Raw genomic sequence first — 25533 nt, forward strand, 5'->3', positions numbered from 1 at the left:
ACAGCTTGCTACATTATGTCCCTTCATATTACATAAATATATGTGAGAAGTCATCTGTTATTCATGTGTAGCATTACCCATTTCCTAGAGTTCGCAAAAAATCGCAACCTGTATACATAAAAAAAGACGATGGGGGCACGTTGAATCCGTGCCTGATTTCCCGTCATACATAAGACAAACAGCCAGTAACAAAATGCTACTGGCTGTGGTTTTTATACATTTTCCTATTAATCAAACCAGGGAGCTGCGACAGGCATTTCCTTTGCTCCTGGCGTGTAGGCTACAACGGCGCTCGACTGATCGTTGAGTTTGATCACCCAGATATTGTCAGAGAGCGCATGAAGCTTCTCCGCCTGTACCGGAGGAACTGGCTCCGGCGCTATACCATACATCCTACAAGCAGCCTGAATCACCTCGACTGGTGGTTTTAACGTCGTGCGTTTGAACAGATTGAGTAAATGGCTCATGATGTTTACCTCTTGCGTTGGCAAGTACCGGCAACATCAAGCGGCCTCTTCGCTCGGATGAACTGCGCTGGTCATGAGACTTGATGTGCCACACCTTTTGTTCCGAGCATTGATGCTTCCCCTTTGTTCCTTTTGTTTCGGGTCGGTCCCTTCCGATCCCGGGTTTGCGTGGATACCTGATAAAAGGGCAGTGCCTCAAATGGACAGGGTGGTGAGCCTTACCTCACCACCTTCTCATCTATTGTAACGTTAGAGTCAAGTCGCTAGCCACATTTTCCGTCCGTTTGTTAGAAAGAAAGAAATTGCTTTAGCGGTGTACTTTTGACAATGGGCCAGCATTATCGGCGAAATTGGCGGTATTTAATACCTGGATGCCAGCATGCTGCTCACCGTTGAAGGGGGTGACAATAGGTGCCTTTGCGCCCGGCTCACAGCCAAGCTTGAAAGGAACCGCCGGATCGTTGAACCAGAGGCCGAGGTGAAACTGATGGACAGGCTTAAATGTGGTCGTGGGACCACCAGGGGAGACAGAGAACGTTTCTGCATCAAAGATGCCACGCACCGTGACGCTGCCAGCACCATGCGAGTCGGTTTCCAGATCGCTCTGATACCAGGAGACGCCAAAGGGTTTGTTAGGCAACTCGATAACGAACAGATCATATTCGGTGTTGGGGGCAAGGCCCGTCACGCTAACCGTCATTTCGTCGTTGAGCGATCCCGGCGTCACCTTTACATGCCCCTTTGCGTAAGGCAGACAGGCTTTGATGCCCGGCGAGGCTATCATATCGAACTGGTAGCTGTTTGCGGTTTGCACCTTTTGTTGTACAGCGGCCGTGCTGCTTAATGCATTGGTCAATGCCGCTGGATCAGAGGCACAGGCGCTCATCAGCGCTAATGCTGCCAGAGAAAGCATTCCCAGCAGACCTTTCATTGTAAAATGGAGGAAACGTTTTTGCATGCCACAGAACCTTCCTTTGCTTGCTTCTTGTGATCGATAAACTTGCTTACAGAATATATCTATACAGGATTGATTGAATGTTTTTAGTATAGAGATGGCCAGGGGTAAAATCGTCGGCAGGACTACTCATTTGCCCGGAGCATGCTTTATTGGTAATATTACCCACAGAGCAGATCTTGTGTAGTATAATCGTGACAAGCGAAAAACTTTCGGATCTCAGGCTGCAAAAAACTATACATTCGATCTCCCGGTTGTAAATACACATGCGAGAGAGAGGTGTATCGCGCGTTCACCTGATAAGAAATTAAGAACAGATTCTCATGACAGTCCTTTGAAGAAGGGTGTACACACACGCGATATGCACGGAGAGAAAGCGCATGAACCCTGAAGTGTTTAGTAAGTATGAACGAATCCTGGCGCTATTGGCAGGTACATTTAATGCTGTGATAGGATTCATTTTCTTCTTTTTGCCAGAATTACCTGAATTGCAACATGGTGTATGGCCTGGAGAGATCCCTCCTGTGCTGGCCCGCTTTGTAGGTGCGATTATATTAGGAAATGCCGTAGGAGCGATCTGGCTCTTCGGCGAGCGTGAATGGGCGCGCGTCCGTCCTCTGGCGCTGGTGGCTACAGTGTATGGAACGCTGGTAGCCTTTGCCCTGTTCTATCACCTTTTCTGGCTTCATGCCACCTCTTTTTTCTGGCTGTATTTCCTCTTTGATATCCTTTTTTTACTGGTCTTCTATGGACTGTTCATTTATCACGATATTGCTCCGCGTTTGCTGAGGCAGAAGGCAGAAACAGTCAAACGCAGGTATATGTAGGAGTAACATGCAGGCACCATTCGTTGATCCATTGATAAAATTGGAGCGATTGAGAACTCCCCTGCCACTCATAGGTCGCTCATTTGAATTGCAGGTTATCCGCGTCCTCCTGGAGACTGTTGCGCAGGATGTAGCAGTAGGAGCGCGTGCCCTGACTATTAGCGGAGAGATGGGCGTGGGTAAAACGCGTCTGCTGGCAGCTCTGTGTCAGGAGGCCAGTCGTCGCCATTTCCTGGTACTGGAGGCCAGTGCGTATGAAACTGGCAAAACCATACCATACTTTCCCATTATTGAGGCGTTACGTCCCTTCTTGCGTTCAACGTCACGCGATCAACTGAGACATTACCTGGGACTGTCCCCATTATCGCAGCAGGAAGACGACGAGGAAGATGCAACTGGCTCTCAGGGAGCCTTATCGTTAGCTGGCGAACCCCTCATTGCCGCGCTGACGCGTCTCTTCCCGGAACTTCCCACGTTTCTGGATTATGAGAAACGGACCCTTTATGAGCATGTCGAACTGTTGTCTCCCGATTTAGAGAAGTTTCGCTTGTTTGATGCTGTGGCGACGCTACTTGAGCATGCAGCTGAGGAGCAGCCAATCGTGCTGGCGATTGATGATCTGCAATGGGCCGATAGTGCCAGCCTGGAATTGATGTTGTATCTGACCGTGCGGTTGCATACAAGCAGAGTGGCGCTCATAGGCGTGACGCGTCCCGAGCCACCTCGGGGATACAATGGGGAGGAGTCGCTCATCTCGGCGGAGGCTGCGACAACGGCGGCACGCGTCGTGGGCGATCTCATGCGTCAGGGGATGCTTCTGCTGCTCCCGCTCTCTCCGTTGAGCCAGGAGGAAGCAACGGAGCATTTGCAGGCATTGTTGCCCGGTGTTGTGCCCGAGAGTGTGCAGCAAAGCCTGTTGAGTCGCGCCGAGGGCAACCCCTTCTTTCTTGAGGAGTTAGTGCGCACGCTGACCCTCTCACAACAATTGTTGCTCCGCAATGGCATCTGGCAGGCGCAACGCGTCAACAACATCAAATTGCCGGATGGCATCGTGTTGGCGGTTGAGCAACGACTGTATAGCCTGAGTGCTCCCTGCCGCGACCTCTTGCAGGTCGCAGCTCTCTTTGGACGCTCCTTTCCTCTCGATGCCCTGGCTATGGTGGTTGCCGGAGAGGTAAATGATCTGCTTGCTTTGATTGATGAAGCGGTTGGGGCGGCGATTATCGCTAGTGATGTGATCGTGTCGGACAATGAGCAGACAGAGGAAGAGAATGCGATCTGGCCCCTATTTCTGAGGGAAGATATGCCCATGCAGCGCTATCTGTTCTGTCAGGGGATAGTCCAGGAGGTGCTGATTGCCAGCCTGCCAGCGAACCGGGTGCGACAGTTGCATGGAGCAATTGGCAAGGCGCTGGAGAGCTGCTATGCGGAGGACTCGGTGAAACATGCTGCGGAACTGGCGCGGCACTATGCTCTAGGTGGAGAAAAAGAGGCCACCTTGCGTTGGAGCTTGCAAGCTGGCGAGGACGCAGTACAACAACAGGCACATCGCGAGGCCATCGGTCATTTTCGCCTGGCTTTGAAACTGCTCGAGGCTGAAAAGGGTGCCAAAATCTCATCATCTGAACAGCAGCCCTCAGTTGCGGAATTGTTTATGTCCATTGGCGAACTCTGGCTTATGCTTGGGGAGCTTGATCCAGCCGCCCACGCCTTGCAACAGGCATTGCAGCGCCTTCAACAAAGCTCGGCTCCCTCGCCCTGGTTGCTCTCGCGCGTTAATCGCTTGTTGGGCGATACATACCGCCTGCAAGCTCGCTACGATCAGGCGTTGGCCCATTTGCAGATTGCAAGCAATGCCCTGGACGAGGAGAATGGAAGCCAGGAGCAGGTGGGTAAGATGGTGGAACATATTCGCTGGCGGCCCGATAGCTACTATGGTGTTGGTGCGGTCGAACTACAGACGGGAAAGCTCAATACAAGTGAGCGCATCCATATGCTGCAATCCCAGGCGACGCTCCAGGTCTTATTGAACCGTCCACAGGAGGCCGAAACCCTGCTATGGCAGTCGTATCATCTGGCGATCAGCATTGGCGATAGAGGCGGTCAGGCGTTTGCTCTGCACTGGGTCGGTTATCTGCGCGGCTGGGGCGAGCAAATTCACGAAACGATTCGCCTGCAAGAGCAGGCTCATACACTGTATCTGGCGATTGGCGATCCCTTCCGAGCCACGCTTGGCGAGCTGGGCCTGGGGATGATTTATCAGGGGCTTGGCGAGATGGAGAAGTCGCGGCTGTATTCACTGCGGGCTATGGAGCATGCGCGCCGTTATGGTATTCGCCGCGCTTTTGGCTGGTTCCATTGGAATCAGGGCATGATGGCCTACTCATTGGGCGAGTGGGAGAACAGCATGGCCCATCTTCAGGAGGCATTGCAGGAAGCCATGACGCACGATGACGCGCGCCTCAAACCGGTTGTGTTATTGACCCTGGCAGAGCTTGCCTTCCGGCGCGGCAACTGGCGTGAGGCTGAGCAGTTGTTTCTCGACAGTATCCAGGCCGCAACCGCGACCGAGTGGTTCCCCAGCACAATTGCGCTCTATGGACATTTTCTCGCCGTGACGGGACGACGCGTGGCCGCGCGCACCCAGCTTGATCGCGCCGCTGCAATCGCGGAGCCGCCGGGCATCGATGGGAGCTTCTATCTGCCATTTCTGGCTGAGGGTTATATTCATCTCGATTTGCCTGATCAGGCGGCTATCTACAGTGAGCGTATTCGCAACCTGCATAGCTTTGTCTATTACGGCAATGCGGTTGATCGCATTCTTGGCGTCATTGCCGCGCATATGGGTAACTGGGCGGAGGCGGAGGAGGCATTTGAAAATGGCTTGCTGCTCTGCCAGCGCATGGGGAATAGGCCGGAAGAGGCCGCGATTCTCTATGAGCAGGCGCGGATGGCGATGATGCGCGGCGAGGTTGTGACACGCGTGCATACGCTGTGTGCCGAGGCGAGAGAGATCTTCCTGGCATGCGGGATGGAGCGAGCCGTCGCAATGGTGGATACGCTTCATGATGGCGCGGATCTACTTGCTGAACCAGCCGATACAGCCGAACAGGAGGCTGTATCTCAGACGACCGAAGCCGCTGCTGAGCGAGCAAACGGGGCAGGATTGGAACAGCAACTTACCAAGAGGGAGCTAGAGGTATTGCGCCTGGTTGCTGAGGGGTACACCGACCGCGAAGTGGCAGATATCCTGATTATCAGCCCACGTACAGCCAATCGCCATCTCAGCAACATCTTCATGAAGCTGGATGTGCCGGGGCGTGCAGCGGCGGTCGCCTACGCAGTGCGTCAAGGATTGGTCTGATGCTCGATTACGATGGCTTGATTTGATGAGCCTGTAAGAAAAGCGTCACGCAATGGTCAATGTGCTGCTCGATCTCTTCCTCCGTTGGAGCAGGACTTACTCCCAGACGCACTCGCTCAACGATCTGTCCTTGCAATAAGGACACAAAAGCCAGGGCCGAACGAGGAGGATCAGGAACATGCAAAACCCCTTGTTGGGCTAGCTCTTGAAGATAGCTGCTCAGGCGCTCGGCTTTCTGGGTCAAATGATAGTACATGCGTCCTACTTCGGGAAATTGTTCCAGCGCGCCGAGAATGACCCTGTAGAGCGCAACCTCTTCAGGGTTGAGCGCAAAGGTTAATCGCGCTCTGCCCAGCTTTTGTAGTACCTCGGAAGGGCGGCCCTCCCACAGGGTCTCACGAGCATTTTTGTTCGCCTGTTGTGCGCAAAGATGCTGAATCACCGCTTCAAAAAGGATGTCTTTCCGGCTAAAGTGGCGGTAGAGCGTCATAATCGAGACGCCAGCATGTTTGGCGACCATCTCCATCGTCGTGTTTGCATATCCATGCTGGAGAAATAGCTCTCTGGCCGCTGCCGTGATCGCCTCATGTTTCCGCTCAAGCAGCCGCGCTTTCGGATGATCTTCAGACCATGTTCGCATGATACCCCTCATCAATGTATAAGATTTGTTCTGCATGAGCAGAGCAGAAGATACGAGAGATTCTATTCTAACATATCTCCACCAACAGGGCTTTCCAGTTCTCCGCTCAAAGGGGTGCAGGGTCTCCCTGCCGGGGTCTGGGGTGTCCCCAGTTTCCTTCCCTCCTTCGCGCGCCGCCGCAGGCGGCGCGCAAAAGAGAAGAAAAAAGGTTTTTGCGGGGACACCCCGCACCCCGGCAGAGGGCGGCAGCCCCCTGCACTCCCGCAAGATGGGAGAATTGGAAAGCCCTGTCTCCACCAATGGATTGCTTGACTTCCTCCTACCAAAACGATAATATAGATTATCATATCGTTTGAAAAAAGAACGAAAGAGGGAGTATATGTCATTAACATTTGGGGTGATTCTGCCGCAGGGTCCAATGAATGAGTTGGCGGGGATCGATGATCCGGTAGAAGCGTATGAGACGATGACGCGGGTTGCGTTGACGGCTGATGAGGTGGGTTTTTCCTCCGTCTGGGTTGCCGATGTTCTCTGGCCCGGCGACTTTTCGGGCAGCGCACAGGGATTGCTATTTGAATGCTGGACGACGACGGCCGCGCTTGCTCGTGAGATGAAACGTGCGCGTATCGGTCAAACGGTCACGTATAGCGGGCTGCGTAATCCGGCGTTGCTGGCGAAGATGGCGAGTACCGTTGATGTGATGAGTCATGGCCGTCTCACGCTAGGGATCGGGTCAGGCTCTCCCATACTTGCATCGCAGTTTCGCGCCTACGGATACGACTATCCCGAGACTCCTGTTCGCTCAGCACAATTGCGTGAGGCACTTCAAGTTCTTCATGCCATGTGGACGCAGGAGGAGGCGACATTTGAAGGCAAGTATTATCAGGTGCGAGGCGCGATCAATCAGCCCAAAGGGGTGCAGCAGCCACATATTCCCGTGTTGATTGGAGGCAACGGCGAGCAGGTCACGCTCAAACTGGTGGCGCAGTATGGTGATGCCTGCAATGTGTTTGGCGATCCGGCTACCATTAAGCGCAAGCTTGTGGTGCTGCAACAACATTGCGAGGCAGTTGGCCGCGATTACAATAGCATTCGTCGAACCGCAGGTTCGTATTGCGTTATGGAGGATACGGATGAACAGGCCTGGGCGAAGACTCCCGCGACGGAGAGGCAGCGTTTTGGTACGCATGCATTGATTGGCAGCCCTGCGACGATCCGCCAGCGTATTGCAGCCTATGAAGAAGCTGGTGTACAGGAGCTATTGCTCAGATTCCCCGATGCCCAAAACCCGGATGCGCTCCGCCGCTTTGCAGACGAGTTTATCAAATAGGCAAGATGTATGCTTATCATGTCGCCCATATACAGGTAAGCAAGCTCATAGCGCAAATGGGAGGAACGAAGATGGACCGTCTTCGTTCCTCCCATTTGCTTATCTGCGTGGCGGCCTATGTTGGCCCGGTGGTCGTCGGAAATGTGTTGTCGTTGGTGTAACATATCTGGTCGGTGTAGGGCTTGCGAGAACCGGTGTAGGCGTGGTTGATGCAGGGGTCGGCGTAGGTGGTGCAGAGGTCGGAGTTGGAGCCGCCTCGGTTGGAACTGGTGTGGGCGTGGGTGGAACCGGTGTGGATTGAGCTGATGTCGGCGTTGGCGCTAGCGTCGGTATGATACTTCCGGCGTCCGGCGTGGAGGATGCGAGAGGCGTGATATCACTTGATGGTGTATTCTGCTTGCTGTTGGACGATGTGCCAGCTGTTGCAGTATAGCCGGGAAACCCTCCTACCGACGCTGGATAGACCTCAGATGTTGCGGTGTTATTTGCCTTGGTATAGGTTGCGATAGCTGTCACGCTTTTCTCAATCTGTGTTGGCGCCGCGTTGGAGAGATAGGTCTGATTGAGCCACAGACCCACACTTCCCCCTAATAACGTAAGCGCGATAGTAAATAGCACGACCAGTTGCCAGAAGTGGCGCTGCTGCGAGGAAGAGGTCGTAGCGATCGCCGTTGCTATGGCAGAGATGGGAGCTGCGGTTGCGATGGAGGCTTGCTGGCTCAAAATAGGCGTTCTCAATGCGCTTATGAATTGTGGTTGCTCTATCATCACAGTTGGTTGGTCTGCCAGAGTAAAATATGTTTCTGCAAGCGGGGAGGAGTCGAGCGGGAACGATGGCTGGCTGGATGATGGTATAGAGGCACCAGAGCCGTTATACCGTTGGAACGAATGGTGGCCTGAATGGTGGGTTATGCTGTTTGAGATTGTCGCTGAGGCGAGCGCGAAAGAGGATGGCTGCAATGAGTGGCTTGCCTCGGTCAACGCTTGTGCGAACATCAGTATATTCTCAAAGCGGTCTACCGGGTCTTTAGCCAGTGCGCGAAAGATAACCGCTTCGACGGCTGGAGGAAGGTCGTGTATTCGCTCACAGAGAGAGGGTGGTGCAGAGAGTACCTGCTGGCTGACCACTTCCATAAATGTGCCGTTAAAGGGACGCTCTCCGCAGAGCCATTCATATGTTGAGATGGCGAGGGCATACTGGTCGCTGGCGAAGCGTGGTTTCCCCTGAAGCTGCTCCGGCGGCATATAAGGAAGTGTTCCTGCCATCTCTTTGGTACTCTGGGTACTGGTGCTTTGTGCCATTAGCGCCAGGCCAAAGTCGCTCAGCAAAATCTGGTCGTTCGGTGCAATCAGCATATTTTCAGGCTTGACATCGCGATGGATCAATTTTTGCTGATGGGCATAATAGAGTCCGGCAGATAGTTGCTGGACGTACGAGAGAACCTGTTCGAGCGTCAGGCATGTTCCCCGGGCGTGGCGTTGTCTCAGCGAGCCGTTGGGAGCGTATGTCATGACGAGAAACGGGGTGCGTTCGTCTGTGATGCCGCATTCAAAGACGCGGACGATGTTTGGATGTTCCAGCTTCGCGATAGTCCGGGCCTCTTGCAAGAAATCCTCGGTACTCGACGTTGAGAGTTGGACACGCAAGATCTTAATTGCAGCCTGTGTCTTTAAATAAATGTGTTCTCCGAGGTACACATCTGCGAAACCTCCTCGCCCTAATAATTGAATGAGGGAATAGTTACCTATCTGTTGCCCAACGCCATATTGTGTATATTCTGCCATCTCTGCCATCCCCTTATAACACTTACCATACAGCTAAGAGTGTTTGGGTATATTGTGCTAAATAATGAATTTTAACAATTTATGATGGTAGCCTCCCACATTTCGTAGTTGCGTGATTTATCGCTCTGGAGTGGCCTGTGAAGCTGAACGAGCGCGATAAATCGCGCAACTACGAAATGTGAGAAGTTATCGATTTATTTAGTTAAAGCTCATTATAGCCCTTAATCGTGCGATCAACCTGGTCGCTCCTGTGCGCTCCTAGTCTACCGCAAAACCTTTAAAAAAGAAATTCCAAAAATAGAGTATTTTTGCACGCGTGTCGTATGGGCAATTTTGATAATATGGTGAAGATGAGGAAAAAATTTCATGATCAGCCATTGCAGTTCGGCGCAATTCAGGGCATACTTGAAGGTATACATTTGAATATAACCGAGAGATAGCACGTAAATCCCACCGTTTTTTCATCACTTGACCGCCGCAACAAACTCTTTTACGCTATCTACAATGCTAATCTAATGGAGATTTATTTATGGGTGCTGATTTTGCACACTTACATGTACATACGGAATATTCTTTGCTTGATGGGTTTAGTCGTACGAAAAAGCTTGTAGATCAGGCCAAAGCGAAGGGCATGAAGCACCTCGCGATTACCGATCATGGCGCGATGTATGGCGCCGTCGAATTTTACAAAGCCTGTAAAGCGGGTGGCATCAATCCCGTGATCGGCATTGAAGCTTATCTGACCGAGGATATGTATGACCACTCCAAGCGCTTCAGCGACGACTATCATCATCTGCTCCTGCTGGCGAAAAACAATACCGGCTACTACAACTTGATGAAGCTGACCACCATTGCTCATACTGAGGGCTGGCACCTGCGGCCACGCGTCGATAAGAAGGTGCTGCAAAAGTATGCCGAGGGGTTGATCGTCACCTCCTCATGTCTCTCAGGCGAAATCCCCAAGATGTTGTTGAAAGAGCAGCAGGAAGAGGCATACAAGACGGCTCGCTGGTATCAGGATGTTTTTGGGCCGGAGAACTTCTATCTGGAAATTCAGGAGCATCACGGTATCTTTGATGATGGGCAGCCCTCGCCACAGGGCAAGCTCAACCAGATGCTCTATCAGATGCACAAAGATCTGCAAATTCCAATGGTGGCGACCAACGACTTGCACTACGTTGATGCTCATGATTCCGGCTCGCATGATGTGTTGCTTTGCGTCCAGACCGGCAAGCAGCTGGATACTCCCAAAAGGATGCGTTTTGATAGCCAGGAATACTATCTCAAGAGTCCCGAAGAGATGCTGCGACTCTTTCCCGATCTGCCAGAAGCGTTGACCAACAGCGTGCGCATCGCCGAACAGTGCAGCGTCGATCCGCTGGCCTATAAAGCTAAATTGCCAACCTACACTATTCCAGCAGGATTTGAGAGTCAGGAGCAGTTTCTTTATTCGCTCTGTCAGAAAGGCATCGATGAGCGCTTTGGCGGCATGACCGATCAGATCAAACATCAGCTTGATTATGAGTTCAATATGATTGCCGACAAAGGGTTTGTGCCGTATTTCCTCATTGAGTGGGATTTTGTGAACTATGCTCGTTCAAACGGCATTCGCTGTTCCGCCAGAGGTTCGGCTGCTGGTAGTATCCTGGCCTATTCGCTTGGTATTACCAACGTCGATCCTTTACGTTATCAACTGCCGTTTGAGAGGTTCTTCAATACCGAGCGCGCCGACATGCCTGATATCGATATGGACTTCCCGGATGATCGACGTGAAGAAGTGATCGAGTATGTAGCGCACAAGTATGGCGAGGACTGCGTGGCGCAGATGGTCACGTTTAACACGATGGCCGCCAAAGCCGCTGTGAAGGACGTGGCGCGTGTCATGGGTCAGCAAGATCTGGGGGACCGCATCACCCGCATGATCCCGACCGGCCCCAAAGTGACGCTGCAAGGCTCACTGGATTCAGTGCGCGAACTGAGTACGCTCTACACTAACGATAAGGCTGCTCAAGAGATTATCGATCAGGCGCTCAAGCTCGAAGGCTCCGTACGCACCACCGGAGTTCATGCCGCTGGTGTGATCGTGGCAAACGAGGCGCTGGAACACTTTGTTCCGCTGCAATTGCGCGATGTCAAAGATGCGAGCAAGGGACGCATCACTCAGTATGAGCAGAAGCACCTGGAGGAGCTGGGCCTGATCAAGTTCGACTTCCTGGGTCTCTCCAACCTGACCATCCTTGATAACGCAGTTAAATTTATCAAGGCGGCGCGCGGCGAAGATGTCGTGCTGGAAAAGGTTCCGCTTGATCCAATCGGAGACCCGGAACAGGACCGCAAGCGCGAGAAATCTTTTGAACTGCTTGCCAGTGGAGAGACAACTGGTATCTTCCAGCTTGAGGGTCCAAAGATGCGCGAATATATCAAGCAGCTCAGACCAACACGCGTGGAAGACGTGATGGCGATGATCGCGCTCTATCGTCCCGGCCCGATGGATAGTATCCCAGACTTTATTGCTGCCAAACATGGCAAAAAGAAGATCACCTATCTGGACCCGCGCCTCTCCGAGTGGCTGGAAGAGTCCTATGGGATCATTGTGTATCAGGATCAGGTGTTGTTTATCGCGGTCAATATGGCCGGTTTCTCCTGGGGCAAGGTCAACAAGTTCCGTAAAGCGCTCAGTAAGAAGATCATGCACGAGGTTGAGGGCTACAAGGCCGATTTCATTAAGGGCTGCGTGGCGAATGGGATGAAGCAGAAAGATGCGGAAGACCTCTTTACGCTGGTACTGCCCTTCGGTGGTTACGGCTTTAACAAGGCTCACGCCGCCTCATACGCGGTGGTCGCCTTCTATACTGCCTATCTCAAAGCCAATTATACTGCCGAGTTTATGGCGGCCACGATGACGACCGAAGCCTCGGACGCCAAGAAGGTTGCCAATGCGATTGCTGAATGTAAGCGCATGGACGTGGAGGTCTTCGGTCCCGATGTGAACAAGAGTGAGCGCGGTTTCACGGTGCAGGATGGTGGTGTACGCTTCGGTCTGGTGGCGATCAAGGGTATCGGTGATGGACCGATTGGCGAGATCGTGCGTGCGCGACAGGAGGGCGGCCCCTTTACCTCGCTGGGCGATTTCTGTACCCGCGTCGATCCCAAATTTGTTGGCAAAGGCGCGATTGAGACGCTGATCAAAGCCGGAGCGCTGGACAGTCTGGCCGATGGCAAACGTCACCTGTTGCTGGCCTCTGTCGAGCGGGCGATGCAGTTTGGCAAGAGCGAGCGCGCGGCCAAAGCGAGTGGATTGATGAGTCTGTTTGGTGATGTGGAAGAGGTGAGCAGTATCATCGGCTTCTCGCTCTCCGAGGCCAAAGAACTCTCTCGTAAGCAGTTGCTCGAATGGGAAAAAGAGTTGATCGGCCTCTATATCTCTAAGCATCCGCTGGCATATCTGAGCGATGCCTTTGCGGAGAAGGTCTCTCATACCACTGCTGAGATCACCGAGGAACAGGATAAGCAAAAGGTGAAGGTGGCAGGCATCATTCGCGAGGCGAGGCGTCTCACGACGAAGAAGGGCGATACAATGTGCGTGGTGCAGCTAGAAGATATGTACGGCACGATTGGTGTGACCATCTTCCCCAAGACCTATGAGGATACCGCCGAACTATGGGTAGAGGATACGGTGGTGATTGTGCGCGGTGAGGTGCAGGTGCGTCGCGACGAGCCGGGCATTCTCTGCAACGGCGTTGAGCGTCTCAAACAGGTGGAGGAGGAGATGAATCGCAAGCGCTATCTGGTCTGGTTGCGCCTGCAACTGAGCGGGACCGACGAGCTAGCCGTCTCCAACGATATCATGAAGGTGCAGGATGTCTATCGCTGTATCGATCAGCGACCGGGGCGCGATCACTTTGAGATGTTCGTTGCCAACGGCGAATGGGAGGCCCGCCTCGTTCCCGCCAACAACACCATGCATTACGATCAGGCCGTGCATCTCAAATTAGAGGAGCTACTTGGCAAAGGTGCGGTGGAGATTACCGTATTGGATAATTAACCGCATCGCCCTATAAGCGCGAAAAAACTCTTTTATACGGGCCTGATTTATCAGGCCCGTATAAATTTATTTGATGTAAAAAGTTTATAAGATTCCTGTCTCAACCTTGTCTCCTGCGTTCGTTGGCGTGGTAGCAGGCGCGGAAACTTTCCGGCGGCTCTGGATGGAGCGGAGGATGACGAAGCCTGTGAGCGAAAGCAGGCTTGCGATGCAGAGCCAGGCGAACAGGTCTCCAACAAGGGCGTAGATGGTTGTGACGCCTTTCTTCGGGACGAAGGCGATCATGGTTTGCTCGTTAGTGGTGAAGTAGTCGCTGGCGGCCAGGATATGTCCCTGATAATCGACTGTGAGCGCCAGACCATTGCTTGTTTGCCGTACCAACGAATAGCCGTTCTCGATGGCGCGGAAGGCAATATGCTGTGTATGCATGGGATCGATGCCCTGCCAATCGTTGGAGGGAACGAGCATCATATCAACCTGCTTGCTGCCTCCCTGCCTCATTAAGTCAAGAAAGTCGCCATCAAAGCAGATCACATTTGCCAGACGCCCATAAGGAGTATCGACGGTTGGAACTACCCCATCGCCTGCCGCAAAGCTCTCCATACCCGGAATAGGATGCGCTTTATCATAGGTCCAGACGACATTGCCCTGTGGATCAAGCAAGATGCTTCTATCGTGTAGAGCTGGGAGAGATGAAGCCTTATATTGGACCACTACGAGTCCCATTTCCAGGTAAATTTGCTCTTGCCGGGCCAGCGTCTTACCTCGTTCGACCAGCTTTGCTTCATCTTCAACCATCGTCAGGGCCGCCGCTTCGGGCCAGACAATAATCTTTGCTCCGGCGCGAGCTTCGCGCTGGCTACGCGTGAACAAATCCTCGTTATTGAGGGCAAAGGCGGCGCGCAACGGCGAGAGGTCAGCATTCGTCAGTTGCTCTTTCGTCGTAAAGTTTCGCCGCTGCTGTAATAATGTCTGACGCGTGGTAGTCCCAACGCTGATCCCCGCGACACGAACGGTCTGAGCTAAGGGTGGAAAGAAGGCGAGCCGTATGCTGCCACCGATCAACGTCAGCGCAAGCAACGTGCCGTAGAGCAGCGCTGCCTTGCGAATCCTGGGCCAGGCAAAGTGCTGCTCCCAGATGCCGTTACCCACTGAAGCGAACCAGGCCATCAGGAAACTCACTCCATAAATGCCGGTGATGGAGAGGAGTTGTAAGAGGGGCAGGTTGTCGTATTGGGTGTAAGCAAGTGAGAAGAGGCTTCCAAAGGGCGTGGAGGAAACGAGGTATTCGCAGACAACACGACCTAGAGGGAAGATCAGCGTCGTCAACAGCCCACTTGCGACACTGATGCGAGGGGCAAGGAGCCGATCAAGCAGGTAAGGCAGCGATAGTACGGTGCTGAAGAACAAGCAGGCGATGGTAATCAATGGATTGAGTAACTGCGATTGATAGAAAAAAAAGAACATGGCGACAATGGAGGACAGCCAGATGCCACAGAAACCGATGAAGGGTCTACTGATGCGTGTAAACCGCAGGAAAAAGAGAGGATAGAGCCAGGCTGCTATAGGGATATCCCAGCGTCCATTTGTGGCAAAGAGTGAGAGGATAAGGCCAAGAGCCAGCCACAGATACCCATATCTTTCCTGATGGGAAGCAGGTTGCTTTTTCATAGCATGCATAAACCTTTCTGTATGAATAGCAGAATGAATTTGTAGAGAATAGGAAAAGTATATCGAGCATATGTGGCTGACATATGGCAAAAGTGTTACGTATTTGTGACAATGAAGCTGGCTATGTCTTGTCAAGCCAGCTATGACCTGATAGCATATGATGAGTGAACATAGTGCTAATTAATTTTGGAGTGCAGTGGAGTTGCCATGAGTCGCCCTGAAGCATATCCGATTACCTATGGCGTCCTGGGCTTGCTGGCTTTCTGGGGGCCAATGTCTGGTTACGATATCAAGCGCCTCTTTGACCATGTACTTGCTCCGATGTGGAGCGCAGCACATAGCCAGATCTATAATGAGCTACGGCGCATGCAAGATCTGGGCTGGCTGGAGATGGAGCGCGAGGAACAGGAGTCGCGCCCGGATCGCAAGGTCTATCGGATGACGCAGGCAGGTCATGACGCCCTGGCTGCCTGGCAGAAGCAGCCACCGGCCATCCTCCAACTGCGCGATGAATTATTGCTGAAAGTGCTTTTTGGCAGGTTCGCTCCTCCCGCTGCACTCGAAGAGAACCTGCGCAATGGAATTGCAGCACATCAACAACGCCTGTTGCAATATCGGGAGATCCAGCAATATCTGCCCGTGCGCGACACTCCAGTCCAGGCCAGTGGTCGGCCCAATCCCTACGCGACCGAAGAGGAAGAGGATCTCTATTTCCGCCTCGTTGCCGACTTTGCCATTGTTTTCGAGAAGACCTATCTTAACTGGCTCTATGATGCGCTGGCCCTTGTGAGTGGATCACTAGAGGGCCACGAGGCAGAGGAATAAAAGTCGTTCTTCGGCCTCTTTTTATCCCTTCTTGTACTGGCTGTAATGCGAGAAGCGCGTCATTTTTGATATACTACCAGTGGGATCGTTGTACTGTTTAGGAAACTCTGTGCATGGTTCAATCGTACTATTGCTAACGTAGAAATATAGTCATCAAAAAGAAGGCTGAATAATCGTGGGTTCTGAATACATGGGGCCGTTTCCCGACCCCACACCACAAAACTATCAACGCTTTCCGCCACGCCGACCATCACCACCTCCATCAGAGCGATTTGATGATGAAGATACACAGCCAAAGCTTCGTACCGTGCCGGCCAGGGTGAGGCTTGTACAACAACCTGCACAAAACCTCCCACCAGAGCCAGTCTATCGCGAACACGTCACCGGCTCGCTGGCTGTACCCAGGTCCGAGGCTCCAAAGTTTCGTCCAGCGTACCAGCCCTATCAACCAGCCCCTGGATCAATGCCGTCTGCCCCTCAGATGAGAGGACAACAGCAGCCGTTCCATCCTTATGGTCCCGCCTATGGACCGCCACCAGGATATAACGGGCAACGCGGCTATCCTTATCCACCTATGCCCTATGGCTATTATCCAGGTTATTATTACCCTTACTGGTATCCTCAGAAGCCACGTCGTAGCGGGTATCAACTCGCTACTGCCATCACCTCGTTTGTTGGCTCGATACTATCCATTATCACCGGGTTTCTCTGCCTGTTCATCTTTCTGATAACTGTGCTCATGCCATCTACCAGAAGTATCAGCCAGGATATGCAATTTGCGAGTCTGATGGAGTTTCTCGCCTTTGCGCTGGCTGGCCTGGCTGGTGGCGGCTTCGCGCTGTATCATAGCATTCGCGCATGGTTTTTCCCCCAAAAAGGGTCGTCTCGCTTCAAACTGCCTCCGTTCTGGGCATTTCTGGGACTCTACCTGTTGGTGATCGCCGTTGGTACGTACCTGTACTTTACCAGACAATCGGTAGCATATCCCGCGCTGACCGTGCTATTGATCGTGCTGTCCGGCATCTTGCCTGCCGCCACGGTCATGTCGCTTGGGCTACGTCGCATCCATTTTCCCAAACAGATCCAATGGCCGACCACGTGGCGACGTTTCGCGGTCGCGCTCATCAGCGGTTCGACGTTGGGGATCTTGCTGGCCCTCGTCTTTGAGCTGGTGCTATCCGTTGTCGTCTCGCTGGAATTAGGCGTGAAGATCACTTCGCTGGACAATCCTGACCAGCCTGTTCCCAATGATTTTCGCTCGATCCTGTTCATGTTCATCCTGGTCTCGGTGATTGCGCCAATCGTTGAGGAGGCCGTCAAGCCGCTGGCAGTTGTGGTTCTGATCGGGCGTATCCGCAGCGCGGCAGAGGCGTTTGTGCTGGGAATGGCTTGCGGCATCGGTTTTGATCTGGTTGAAACGACCGGCTATATTGGTCAAGGCTATCAAGACTGGTTGAGCGTGGCGTTGCAGCGCAGCAGTGCCGGATTGTTGCATGGCTTTGGCGCTGGGATGGTTGCGCTTGGTTGGTACTTTATCACGCATCGCGACTCGACGGGCAAGGCCAACCGCGTCTGGCTGGCCTTTGGTTGTTGGGGATATGCCATTATGCAGCATGCCCTCTGGAACGGCTCATTTGGCCTCCAACTGCTACCGGCTCCTATCGGCCCATACCTTGAGAATGGTACGCTTCCGCTTGGTCCAGTCACATTGCCGGCGTTTATTCTGGTTTATGTGGTTGAGACCGTGTTGATGCTGGTCTTCTTCCTCTTCGTGACAAAGAGGCTGCGAGCAAAGAACGAGGAGCAGCAACCGCCTGCCAACGTCAATCCGTCTCGTCCAATGCCTATCAATCAGCCAATCCAACAGCGCGTTCCAGTTCGTGTATAAGCGAAGCAATAGAAAAGAGCATCTCTGAAAGCGCTTCAGAGATGCTCTTTTTATCTGAAAAGCAACGTGGAGATTTTAGTTAGCAGGTTGCTGAGCAGTCTCCGCGATATCGCCAACAATAATCATACGAGCCTCCTGGTTATTGCTGGTGTTGCCATTCTGGGAGAAGGCCGGCGTTACGCTAACGTTCTGGCCTGCTTTCAAGTCGTCCGCAGTCCCGGTCGTCTCTTTAAAGATAGTAGTTGTATCGCTCAATTTAACGGTAATTGTTTTCCCCGCCTGATCTGTTCCGGTCAATTGATTATCCTGCACTTTTGCGTTCTGGAGCATGATCCGGCGCATCCCATTGGCCGGCGGTGTACCATTCATGCCAGCAGGGGGAGTGCCGCCGCCAGGTCCACCTACGCGCGGTGTACCATTCTTAGGGCCACCAGCAGGTGGTGCCCCATTGCCCATCGCGGTTGTGTCCGACACGGTAATGTTCTGTGCTGTGTAAGTTCCATCGCTGGCTTGCTGACCCATGACTGATACCCTGATGTCACTGGTGCCCAGCGCCGTACTCAAATCCTGAGAGCTGATCTTCTGGCTCTTCACTATGCGAGCATTCGTGATTGTGAAGGTGGCGGTTGAGCCATCGCTCTTCTTGACGGTCAGCGTCTTAGCGGTTGCATCGTATTTATCAATAGTTCCGGTCTCCATCGCACCTCTTCTTGCACCCTGTTTCGCGCCGGTGCCACCGGATGAGCCTGTGGAGGCGGCGGCGTTGCCATCACCGCCGCAAGCGACCAACATGGTCGTTGCTATCAACAAGAGGAAGGAAGCGCCAACAAAAGTTTTAGGGAACGTTCGCACTAACACTTTCTTTCTACTCCTTATGCACATATCAAAATTGTACCTGGCGAACCATGCCGGCGAAAAGAAGGTCCACAAGAAGATACGTCAGGTTGACGTGTACAGAAGAGTAACGTTATCCCTGTGATTTTCGTCGCAAGTCCGCCCTGCACGATCTAACTATACTCTTGAGGCAAGTAATAAGGGTCAAATAACTGTAAACATTGTGTAAGAAAAATTTATGATTTTACATTTATCTAACGCTTTGGTGTAGTCAGCAAATCATCCATGCGATCACTCATTTGCATGATGCCAGAGCGCGGCTGTGTAAGCTACACTATTGCCATGCGTTTGTACATTGTCTGCTTTCTACAGCGAGTAGAGAGCTCTCACGGAGAAGACCATGCATTCATCTGATGTCTCAGAAACTATAACTGTTCAGGGGCGTTCGACGGGGCCGGATCGCAAGACCTTCGCTTTTCTTGTTGTGACCGTTCTGCTCTCTTCGTTGGGTGGCACGATCTTTTTACCGGTGATGCCCTTCATCGCTCAAGAATATACACGTAATCAGGGTGATCTAGCCCTGGTGGTTGGCTGGCTGGTCACGATTTACTCGATCTTTCAGCTGCTCGCGGCTCCCACGCTTGGTGCCTTGAGCGATCATTTCGGTCGCCGCCCGTTGTTGCTCATCTGTCTGATTGGCTCAGCCATTGGCTATGCGCTCTTTGGGATAGGCGGGGCGCTCTGGGTTCTCTTCCTGTCGCGTGCCATTGACGGACTGACTGGCGGAAACTTCAGCATTCTGTTTGCGTATATCGGCGATACTGCACCAGCGGAGGAGCGCGGCAAATACTTCGGCCTGTTTGGGGCACTTTCTGGCGCTGGCTTTATCGTTGGCCCCGCGATTGGCGGCTTTGCCTCGGAGCTGGGCTACGCGGTGCCTGTCTATATCGCTTTTGGCCTTACTGTAGTCAGCGTCGTCTGGGGCTACTTTTACCTGCCCGAAAGCCTCAGTAAAGAGCATCGGAGCGAGCAGATTACCCTGCCACAGCTAAATCCATTGACGCAATTTCGCAAGCTGTTTGCTATAGTACAATTACGCTGGTTGTTGCTGGCGATCTTTCTCTTCGCGCTCCCTTTCGCTATCATGCAAGCCAATATTGCGGTGCTGGTGAAGGATAGTTTGAACTGGAATGCCGATACGATTGGCCCGATTTTTTCTGTCGTAGGCGTCGTTGATATTCTGATGCAAGGTGTGTTGATCGGGCGTCTGCTGCCGATGTTCGGTGAGATCAAGCTAACAGTTGGTGGATTGGTCTGTGTGGCTGGTGCATATCTGCTGCTTGGGGTCATCGCGTTGATCCCTTCACCTTTGCTCGTGTTTGGTGGCGTTGCCCTTTTTGCGGTTGGTACGGGCCTATTGGAGCCTTCGCTCAGTGGTTTGTTATCCCGTGCAGCCGGACCACGCCAGCAAGGAATCGTTCAGGGTGGTAGCCAGTCGATTCAATCGCTGGCAATGATTATAGGACCGCTGCTGGGCGGCATACTCTATACACAGATCAATCATGCGGTGCCATACTGGGTCGGTATTGGCTTCGTGGCCCTGGCGATTATCGCAACCTTCCTGGCTACTCCTGTCTTGAGAGCCAATCAAGCCGCCGATCAGGCATAGGCAACTCGACAGATTGCTGCAATTGGTGCAATCTGTCGAACAGAGCCTCTCCTCAGTTGTGGGTGGTGGGATTTATTTTGCATCGTGGAAAATAATCCCGAGACTGAAGCGCTGGCCGGAGAGGATTGGACTTACTCCATGCCGAATGTTGGCCCGATACCATCCTCGCGTTCCAGCAACCGGGCGATGATGGGTAGGAAAGATGAGACCCTCTGCCTGCTCAAGCGTGATGACGCGACCAAGAGATTGTGCGCGTGGACGCTGCTCAATGAGCAGCGACTCGCCACCTGTATAATCGATGTGGCGCTGGTTGAGGACAAAGACGACCTGAAACGGAAAAGCGATTTCCCCATAGATATCTTGATGCAGGCAGTTGTAGCCGCACGTCTCGTACCACAATATGAGAGGCGTTGGTCTCGTTTGATTATGTGTGTGGCAACGTTGGAGAAAGCTGGATAGCTCCTCTGGATAAGAAACATCGCTTGCAAGTTTTTGCATCCAGCGATTGGCAATCCCGGCGAGATGAGGATAGAGCGACTCACGAAGCTTTTGTACTGGTTCTGGCAGGGGATAGGCCAGGTACTTGTATTCGCCTATGCCAAAGCGATGGCGGGCCATGTCGATGTGGCTACGAAACTTGCTCTCATCCCGATATAGCTCGATCAGGTTGTGGCATTCCTGTTGAATGAGCACCGGCGGTAGTATAGCATAACCCTGCTCATCGAGGTTATGTTCAAGTGTGTGCCAGTCAAATTGATTGATTTGTTCGCCGATAGCAATCGTTCGAAACATAATAGTGCACCTCCAATAGTCCTTTGTGCTTGTAGCATAGAACTATTGGAGGTGTCTGGCTATCCGATTCTTGCGCTGGCAATTTGAGGAAAAGCTAAAAGGCCATCGATAACAATGACCCTTCAGCTGCGGTTTGCGAGGATTATTGCCCGCCCTCGAAACCAGAGAGATTAATGCCTAGTTCCGGCATCACGTCGCTTGAAGTGTCTTCAACGAATTGAATTTTCTGTTCATCATCGTTGAGGACTTCAACGTTAATGCCCAGACTTTGCAATTCTTTGACCAGCACTTTAAACGACTCTGGCACGCCAGGTTCGACGATATCCTCACCCTTGACGATAGCCTCGTAGGTCTTGACGCGACCAACTGTATCGTCGGACTTGACGGTGAGGATCTCCTGAAGGATATGGGCGGCACCGTAGGCCTCCAACGCCCAAACCTCCATCTCACCGAAGCGCTGCCCACCAAACTGCGCCTTTCCACCCAACGGCTGCTGAGTAATCAGGCTGTATGGGCCAGTTGAGCGCGCGTGGATCTTGTCTTCGACCAGGTGTGCCAGCTTCAACATGTAGGTGTAGCCAACCGTGACCGGATGGTCGAAGGGTTCGCCAGTGCGTCCGTCAAACAACTGCACTTTACCCGAATCTGGCAGATTGGCGCGACGCAGCATCTCTTCGATGTCTTCCTCGCTGGCCCCATCAAAAACGGGGGTTGCAATCTTAAAGCCGAGGGCGTTGGCAGCCCAGCCCAGGTGGGTCTCCATGATCTGACCGATATTCATGCGGTGCGGCACACCCAGCGGATTGAGAATAATGTCAACCGGGGTGCCATCGGGCAGGAAGGGCATATCTTCAATCGGCAGGACGCGCGAGATGACGCCTTTATTGCCGTGCCGTCCCGCCATCTTGTCGCCAGCGCCGATCTTGCGCTTCTGTGCAATGCTGACCCGGACCAGTTGGTTCACGCCGGGAGGGAGCTCGTCGCCAGCCTCACGCGAGAAGATCTTGACCTCAACGATTTTGCCGCGCTCGCCGTGTGGTACACGCAGCGAGGTATCTTTGACCTCACGAGCCTTTTCACCAAAGATGGCACGCAGCAGCTTCTCTTCTGCCGTCAGTTCGGTCTCGCCTTTCGGGGTGATCTTGCCGACCAGGATATCCTGAGCGCCGACCTCTGCCCCGACATAGATGATGCCGCGCTCGTCGAGGTTGCGCAGTCCCTCTTCACCCACATTGGGGATGTCGCGCGTGATCTCTTCTGGTCCCAGCTTCGTATCGCGCGCCTCTGACTCGTATTTCTCAATGTGAATCGAGGTGAAGTAGTCCTCACGCACGATGCGCTGGCTCACGAGGATAGCGTCCTCAAAGTTGCCGCCCTCCCAGCTCATGAAGGCCACCAGGATGTTCTGACCCAGCGCCAGTTCACCCAACTCGGTTGAGGAGCTATCAGCGATCACCTGTCCTGCGCTGACCATGTCGCCCTTGTTAACGATAGGGCGCTGGTTGATGCAAGTGCCAGCATTCGAGCGCACGAATTTGCGTAAACGATAGGTATGTAGCTCTCCCTGCTCATCCATCACCTCGATCTTGCGCGCCGTCGAGGACATTACCTCTCCGTTGGTGCGGCTGACGATCACTTGCCCAGAGTCGACGGCAACTTGTCGCTCCATACCGGTGCCGCAGATTGGAGACTGTGGACGCAGCAGCGGGACCGCCTGCCTCTGCATGTTCGCACCCATGAGTGCGCGGTTCACGTCGTCGTGCTCCAGGAACGGGATCAGTGCGGTGGCGACGCTGACGGTCTGCCGAGGCGAGACATCCATAAAATCGATGCTATCGGAGCGCTCTTCAGCAAACTCACCCTGGTAGCGAGCCAGCACGCGCTCTTCAGCAAACTCGTTGTTCTCGGTCAGCTTTGCATTGGCCTGTGCGATCCAGTAGTTCTCTTCGTCATCGGCGGTGTGATAATCCACTTCGTCAGTGACAAAGGGCTTGATGCGTACAGGAGCATCGCCCAGCAGTTCGGACAACTGCTTGAAGAGCGCCTCATCGACACGCACATAGGTCCGAGGCTTGATGAGCACGGTGTCATCGGGCAGCTTCACGCCTTCGCGCTCACGTCCAATGACGCCCCGGAACTCGCGTCCAATCAGGCGGGGATCGTTAGCAGCCAGACGTTTGCAGACCTTGCGATATGGAGTCTCGATGAAGCCGAAAGGATTGATCTGCCCATAGGTCGCCAGGTTGCCTATCAGACCGATGTTTGGACCTTCTGGGGTCTCAATCGGGCAGATGCGGCCGTAGTGCGACTGGTGAACGTCACGGACATCGAATCCAGCGCGATCACGGGAGAGGCCGCCAGGACCGAGTGCTGAGAGACGACGTTTGAGACCGATCTCGGAGAGCGCGTTGGTCTGCTCCATGAACTGGGAAAGCTGGCTCCCACCAAAGAACTCGCGCATCGCAGCCACTACAGGGCGAATATTGATGAGCGCGTTGGGTGTGGCCTGTCCAGGTTCCTGAATGCTCATGCGCTCTTTGACGACGCGCTCCATACGCAGCAGTCCCACGCGGAATTGGCCCTGGATCAGCTCACCAACACAGCGCACACGGCGGTTGCCCAGATGGTCGATGTCGTCCTTGCGGCCATGCCCATTATTGAGATAAACCATGCGACGAACGATATTGACCAGATCATCCTGAGTGAGGATGCGCTGATGTTGTGGAATGCTCAGGTCGAGCTTGCGATTGAGCTTGTAGCGCCCGACGCTGCCCAGATCGTAGCGGCGCGGATTGAAGAAGAGGTTGCGCACCAGCGAGCGCGCATTCTCCAACGTGGCCGGATCGCCCGGACGCAACTTTTTGTACAGTTCGAGCAGTGCTTCGTCTTCCTTCTTGATCGGATCACGATCCATTGTCGCCTGAATATAACGGATCGTCGCATCATCATCAACGCCCGCAAAGGCGTCGAGAATGCCCTGGTCCGTCGAAAGGTCCAGCTCTTCGATGTGATAATATTCGCGAGCGAGGCCTGAGATGGCGCGCAAGAGCGTTGTCACAGGAATCTTACGCTTGCGATCGATTTTGACGGAAAGCAAATTTTTGTTGCTGGTCTCAAACTCCAACCATGCGCCGCGATTAGGAATAAGCTTGGCTGATACGAGCCGCTTTCCGGTCGCCTCGTCTTCATCAATACTGTAGTAGACGCCGGGAGAGCGGACGAGCTGGCTGACCACGACGCGCTCAGCTCCATTGATAATAAAGGTGCCTTCGCGTGTCATGAGAGGGAAATCGCCCATGAAGATATCTTTTTCGATGATCTCGCCAGTTTCTTTATTGATCAGGCGCGCTTTGGCCGTGAGAGGAGCGGAATAGGTGGCGTCGCGGTCACGGCACTCCTCCTCAGAATAGCGGGTTGGTCCAAACGGCTCTGGAGGAACAATAAACTCCAGACTCAGATTTTTTCCTGTAAAATCTTCGATGGGAGAGATTTCTTCAAAGAGTTCGCGCAGACCTTCGCGCTTGAACCACTCGAAGGAATCTATTTGAATCTGGATCAGGCTTGGCATGGGTCGAATATCTGGGATACGTGCGAAGGATACACGCTCAGGGAGCGCGATGGCTTTAGTATTGACAGCCATAGGATAGTGTTTCTCCTTTCACCGGGTCGCCTACAATCGCCTACAGAGGAAAGGCACGCTAAAAGCGTCTGGTTCGTACTTTTGCTCTTTTTCTTCTAAAGAAGAGACAGATTGTATCTTTTGCTAGGGTAGCAAAAAACATGCGAAAAAACACCGACCCTATGGACGATGTTTTTTCCAACAAATACTGTTATAATTAGTATAGATGGATGTGTTGCTGAATGTTCAGAAACGTATTTTCATATGAGTGCAGTTTGAGATGACAGGACAAGCCAGCTCTCAAAGATGTACTTTACTCTCTATTATACCCTCTTTTACTCGGTTTCTCTATGCCCCACTACTTTTATCCCCCACTTCCAGCACTTGATCTTCTGCCTGTGGGTGTCGTCCCAGGTATACCCACGCTTCATGCAACAGTTCATCGGGAATTCCCTGCTGATCGCGCAGCGTGTAAAGAGCCTGCGGGATAAGCTGAAGATCGGTCGGCCAGGAGACGTGTTGTGTCCAGACGACGCTGCAGCCAACATCCTGCATTGCATCGAGAATGGGCTGACGATGCCACCACAGAAACGGTTCTGGCAGATGTGAAGGGGAAGCATATTGGAGGGCCAGTACCTCTTCGGGTTGGGGACGCAGAGAGCCGCCAATGGGTCGCGCTGCGAAAATCGCGCTGTGGGGACTGCCAAACCATTGTGGGCGAGTGTAAAGGCCGACGAGTCGGGTTAGTTCCACTACCAATAAGGACGTTTTGAGTGCAGCAACGGTCAAAATGACCTTGCACTCCTTTCCTATCCTTGCTAT

At 53.1% G+C, this 25533-nt stretch carries 16 protein-coding genes; 7 read left to right on the forward strand and 9 right to left on the reverse strand.

The features are described from left to right. Window positions 1–227 precede the first annotated feature (227 nt). Window positions 228–467 (reverse strand): hypothetical protein, encoded by a 240-nt coding sequence (locus K3T83_RS20015; protein ID WP_220204713.1) that lies wholly within the window; start codon window positions 465–467, stop codon window positions 228–230. Window positions 468–774: 307 nt separating this feature from the next. Beyond that, the gene (locus K3T83_RS20020) at window positions 775–1425 is read right to left on the reverse strand and encodes a hypothetical protein (RefSeq protein ID WP_220204714.1); all 651 of its coding nucleotides are present in this window, start codon (window positions 1423–1425) and stop codon (window positions 775–777) included. Between the two features lie 377 nt (window positions 1426–1802). On the opposite strand from K3T83_RS20020, the gene K3T83_RS20025 reads away from it, so the two are divergent. Both K3T83_RS20025 and K3T83_RS20030 read left to right on the forward strand, forming a co-directional pair. Continuing rightward, window positions 1803–2249, forward strand: coding sequence for a hypothetical protein (locus tag K3T83_RS20025; protein ID WP_220204715.1), 447 nt, complete (start codon window positions 1803–1805; stop codon window positions 2247–2249). Window positions 2250–2256: 7 nt separating this feature from the next. Beyond that, on the forward strand, window positions 2257–5613 hold the full coding sequence (locus tag K3T83_RS20030) for a helix-turn-helix transcriptional regulator (protein ID WP_220204716.1): 3357 nt from the start codon (window positions 2257–2259) through the stop codon (window positions 5611–5613). 7 nt (window positions 5614–5620) lie between these two features. Here the strand turns inward: K3T83_RS20030 and K3T83_RS20035 are convergent, their stop codons facing one another. Then, complete coding sequence (locus tag K3T83_RS20035; protein WP_220204717.1) at window positions 5621–6253, reverse strand: TetR/AcrR family transcriptional regulator; 633 nt, start codon at window positions 6251–6253, stop codon at window positions 5621–5623. A gap of 379 nt (window positions 6254–6632) precedes the next feature. On the opposite strand from K3T83_RS20035, the gene K3T83_RS20040 reads away from it, so the two are divergent. Next, entirely contained in the window at window positions 6633–7583 is a 951-nt protein-coding gene (locus K3T83_RS20040; protein WP_220204718.1) for a TIGR03560 family F420-dependent LLM class oxidoreductase, read from the forward strand. 99 nt (window positions 7584–7682) lie between these two features. Here the strand turns inward: K3T83_RS20040 and K3T83_RS20045 are convergent, their stop codons facing one another. Next, entirely contained in the window at window positions 7683–9368 is a 1686-nt protein-coding gene (locus K3T83_RS20045; RefSeq protein ID WP_220204719.1) for a serine/threonine-protein kinase, read from the reverse strand. A 529-nt stretch (window positions 9369–9897) separates the two neighbouring features. Here K3T83_RS20045 and K3T83_RS20050 point away from each other — a divergent pair. Continuing rightward, a complete protein-coding gene (locus K3T83_RS20050; RefSeq protein WP_220204720.1) occupies window positions 9898–13413 on the forward strand; it encodes a DNA polymerase III subunit alpha in 3516 nt (1171 codons plus the stop codon). An 84-nt stretch (window positions 13414–13497) separates the two neighbouring features. Here K3T83_RS20050 and K3T83_RS20055 read toward each other — a convergent pair whose 3' ends face one another. Then, complete coding sequence (locus K3T83_RS20055; protein WP_220204721.1) at window positions 13498–15084, reverse strand: apolipoprotein N-acyltransferase; 1587 nt, start codon at window positions 15082–15084, stop codon at window positions 13498–13500. Window positions 15085–15291: 207 nt separating this feature from the next. On the opposite strand from K3T83_RS20055, the gene K3T83_RS20060 reads away from it, so the two are divergent. After that, entirely contained in the window at window positions 15292–15909 is a 618-nt protein-coding gene (locus K3T83_RS20060) for a PadR family transcriptional regulator (protein ID WP_220204722.1), read from the forward strand. Between the two features lie 175 nt (window positions 15910–16084). Next, entirely contained in the window at window positions 16085–17797 is a 1713-nt protein-coding gene (locus tag K3T83_RS20065; protein WP_220204723.1) for a PrsW family glutamic-type intramembrane protease, read from the forward strand. A gap of 75 nt (window positions 17798–17872) precedes the next feature. Here K3T83_RS20065 and K3T83_RS20070 read toward each other — a convergent pair whose 3' ends face one another. Next, window positions 17873–18655 carry a hypothetical protein gene (locus tag K3T83_RS20070; RefSeq protein ID WP_220204724.1) on the reverse strand — a complete coding sequence of 261 codons (783 nt, stop codon included), beginning with the start codon at window positions 18653–18655 and terminating at the stop codon, window positions 17873–17875. Window positions 18656–19031: 376 nt separating this feature from the next. Between K3T83_RS20070 and K3T83_RS20075 the strand changes: the two genes are divergently transcribed. Continuing rightward, window positions 19032–20300, forward strand: a complete 1269-nt coding sequence (locus tag K3T83_RS20075; protein ID WP_220204725.1) for an MFS transporter — start codon at window positions 19032–19034, stop codon at window positions 20298–20300. A 72-nt stretch (window positions 20301–20372) separates the two neighbouring features. On the opposite strand, the gene K3T83_RS20080 is transcribed toward K3T83_RS20075, so the two are convergent. The 3 genes from K3T83_RS20080 to K3T83_RS20090 form a co-directional block, all read right to left on the reverse strand. Then, window positions 20373–21092 carry a 2OG-Fe(II) oxygenase gene (locus K3T83_RS20080; RefSeq protein ID WP_220204726.1) on the reverse strand — a complete coding sequence of 240 codons (720 nt, stop codon included), beginning with the start codon at window positions 21090–21092 and terminating at the stop codon, window positions 20373–20375. 142 nt (window positions 21093–21234) lie between these two features. Further along, window positions 21235–24732, reverse strand: a complete 3498-nt coding sequence (rpoB, locus tag K3T83_RS20085; RefSeq protein ID WP_220204727.1) for a DNA-directed RNA polymerase subunit beta — start codon at window positions 24730–24732, stop codon at window positions 21235–21237. Between the two features lie 327 nt (window positions 24733–25059). Then, a complete protein-coding gene (locus K3T83_RS20090; RefSeq protein ID WP_220204728.1) occupies window positions 25060–25500 on the reverse strand; it encodes an NUDIX hydrolase in 441 nt (146 codons plus the stop codon). Window positions 25501–25533: the final 33 nt, after the last annotated feature.

It is taken from the genome of Reticulibacter mediterranei (assembly GCF_016587455.1).

Excerpts from the sequence above, each read along its gene's own strand:
- K3T83_RS20015 (WP_220204713.1), bottom strand. The coding sequence starts at position 467 with ATGAGCCATTTACTCAATCTGTTCAAACGCACGACGTTAAAACCACCA.
- K3T83_RS20020 (WP_220204714.1), bottom strand. The coding sequence starts at position 1,425 with ATGCAAAAACGTTTCCTCCATTTTACAATGAAAGGTCTGCTGGGAATG.
- K3T83_RS20025 (WP_220204715.1), top strand. The coding sequence starts at position 1,803 with ATGAACCCTGAAGTGTTTAGTAAGTATGAACGAATCCTGGCGCTATTG.
- K3T83_RS20030 (WP_220204716.1), top strand. The coding sequence starts at position 2,257 with ATGCAGGCACCATTCGTTGATCCATTGATAAAATTGGAGCGATTGAGA.
- K3T83_RS20035 (WP_220204717.1), bottom strand. The coding sequence starts at position 6,253 with ATGCGAACATGGTCTGAAGATCATCCGAAAGCGCGGCTGCTTGAGCGG.
- K3T83_RS20040 (WP_220204718.1), top strand. The coding sequence starts at position 6,633 with ATGTCATTAACATTTGGGGTGATTCTGCCGCAGGGTCCAATGAATGAG.
- K3T83_RS20045 (WP_220204719.1), bottom strand. The coding sequence starts at position 9,368 with ATGGCAGAATATACACAATATGGCGTTGGGCAACAGATAGGTAACTAT.
- K3T83_RS20050 (WP_220204720.1), top strand. The coding sequence starts at position 9,898 with ATGGGTGCTGATTTTGCACACTTACATGTACATACGGAATATTCTTTG.
- K3T83_RS20055 (WP_220204721.1), bottom strand. The coding sequence starts at position 15,084 with ATGAAAAAGCAACCTGCTTCCCATCAGGAAAGATATGGGTATCTGTGG.
- K3T83_RS20060 (WP_220204722.1), top strand. The coding sequence starts at position 15,292 with ATGAGTCGCCCTGAAGCATATCCGATTACCTATGGCGTCCTGGGCTTG.
- K3T83_RS20075 (WP_220204725.1), top strand. The coding sequence starts at position 19,032 with ATGCATTCATCTGATGTCTCAGAAACTATAACTGTTCAGGGGCGTTCG.
- K3T83_RS20080 (WP_220204726.1), bottom strand. The coding sequence starts at position 21,092 with ATGTTTCGAACGATTGCTATCGGCGAACAAATCAATCAATTTGACTGG.
- rpoB (WP_220204727.1), bottom strand. The coding sequence starts at position 24,732 with ATGGCTGTCAATACTAAAGCCATCGCGCTCCCTGAGCGTGTATCCTTC.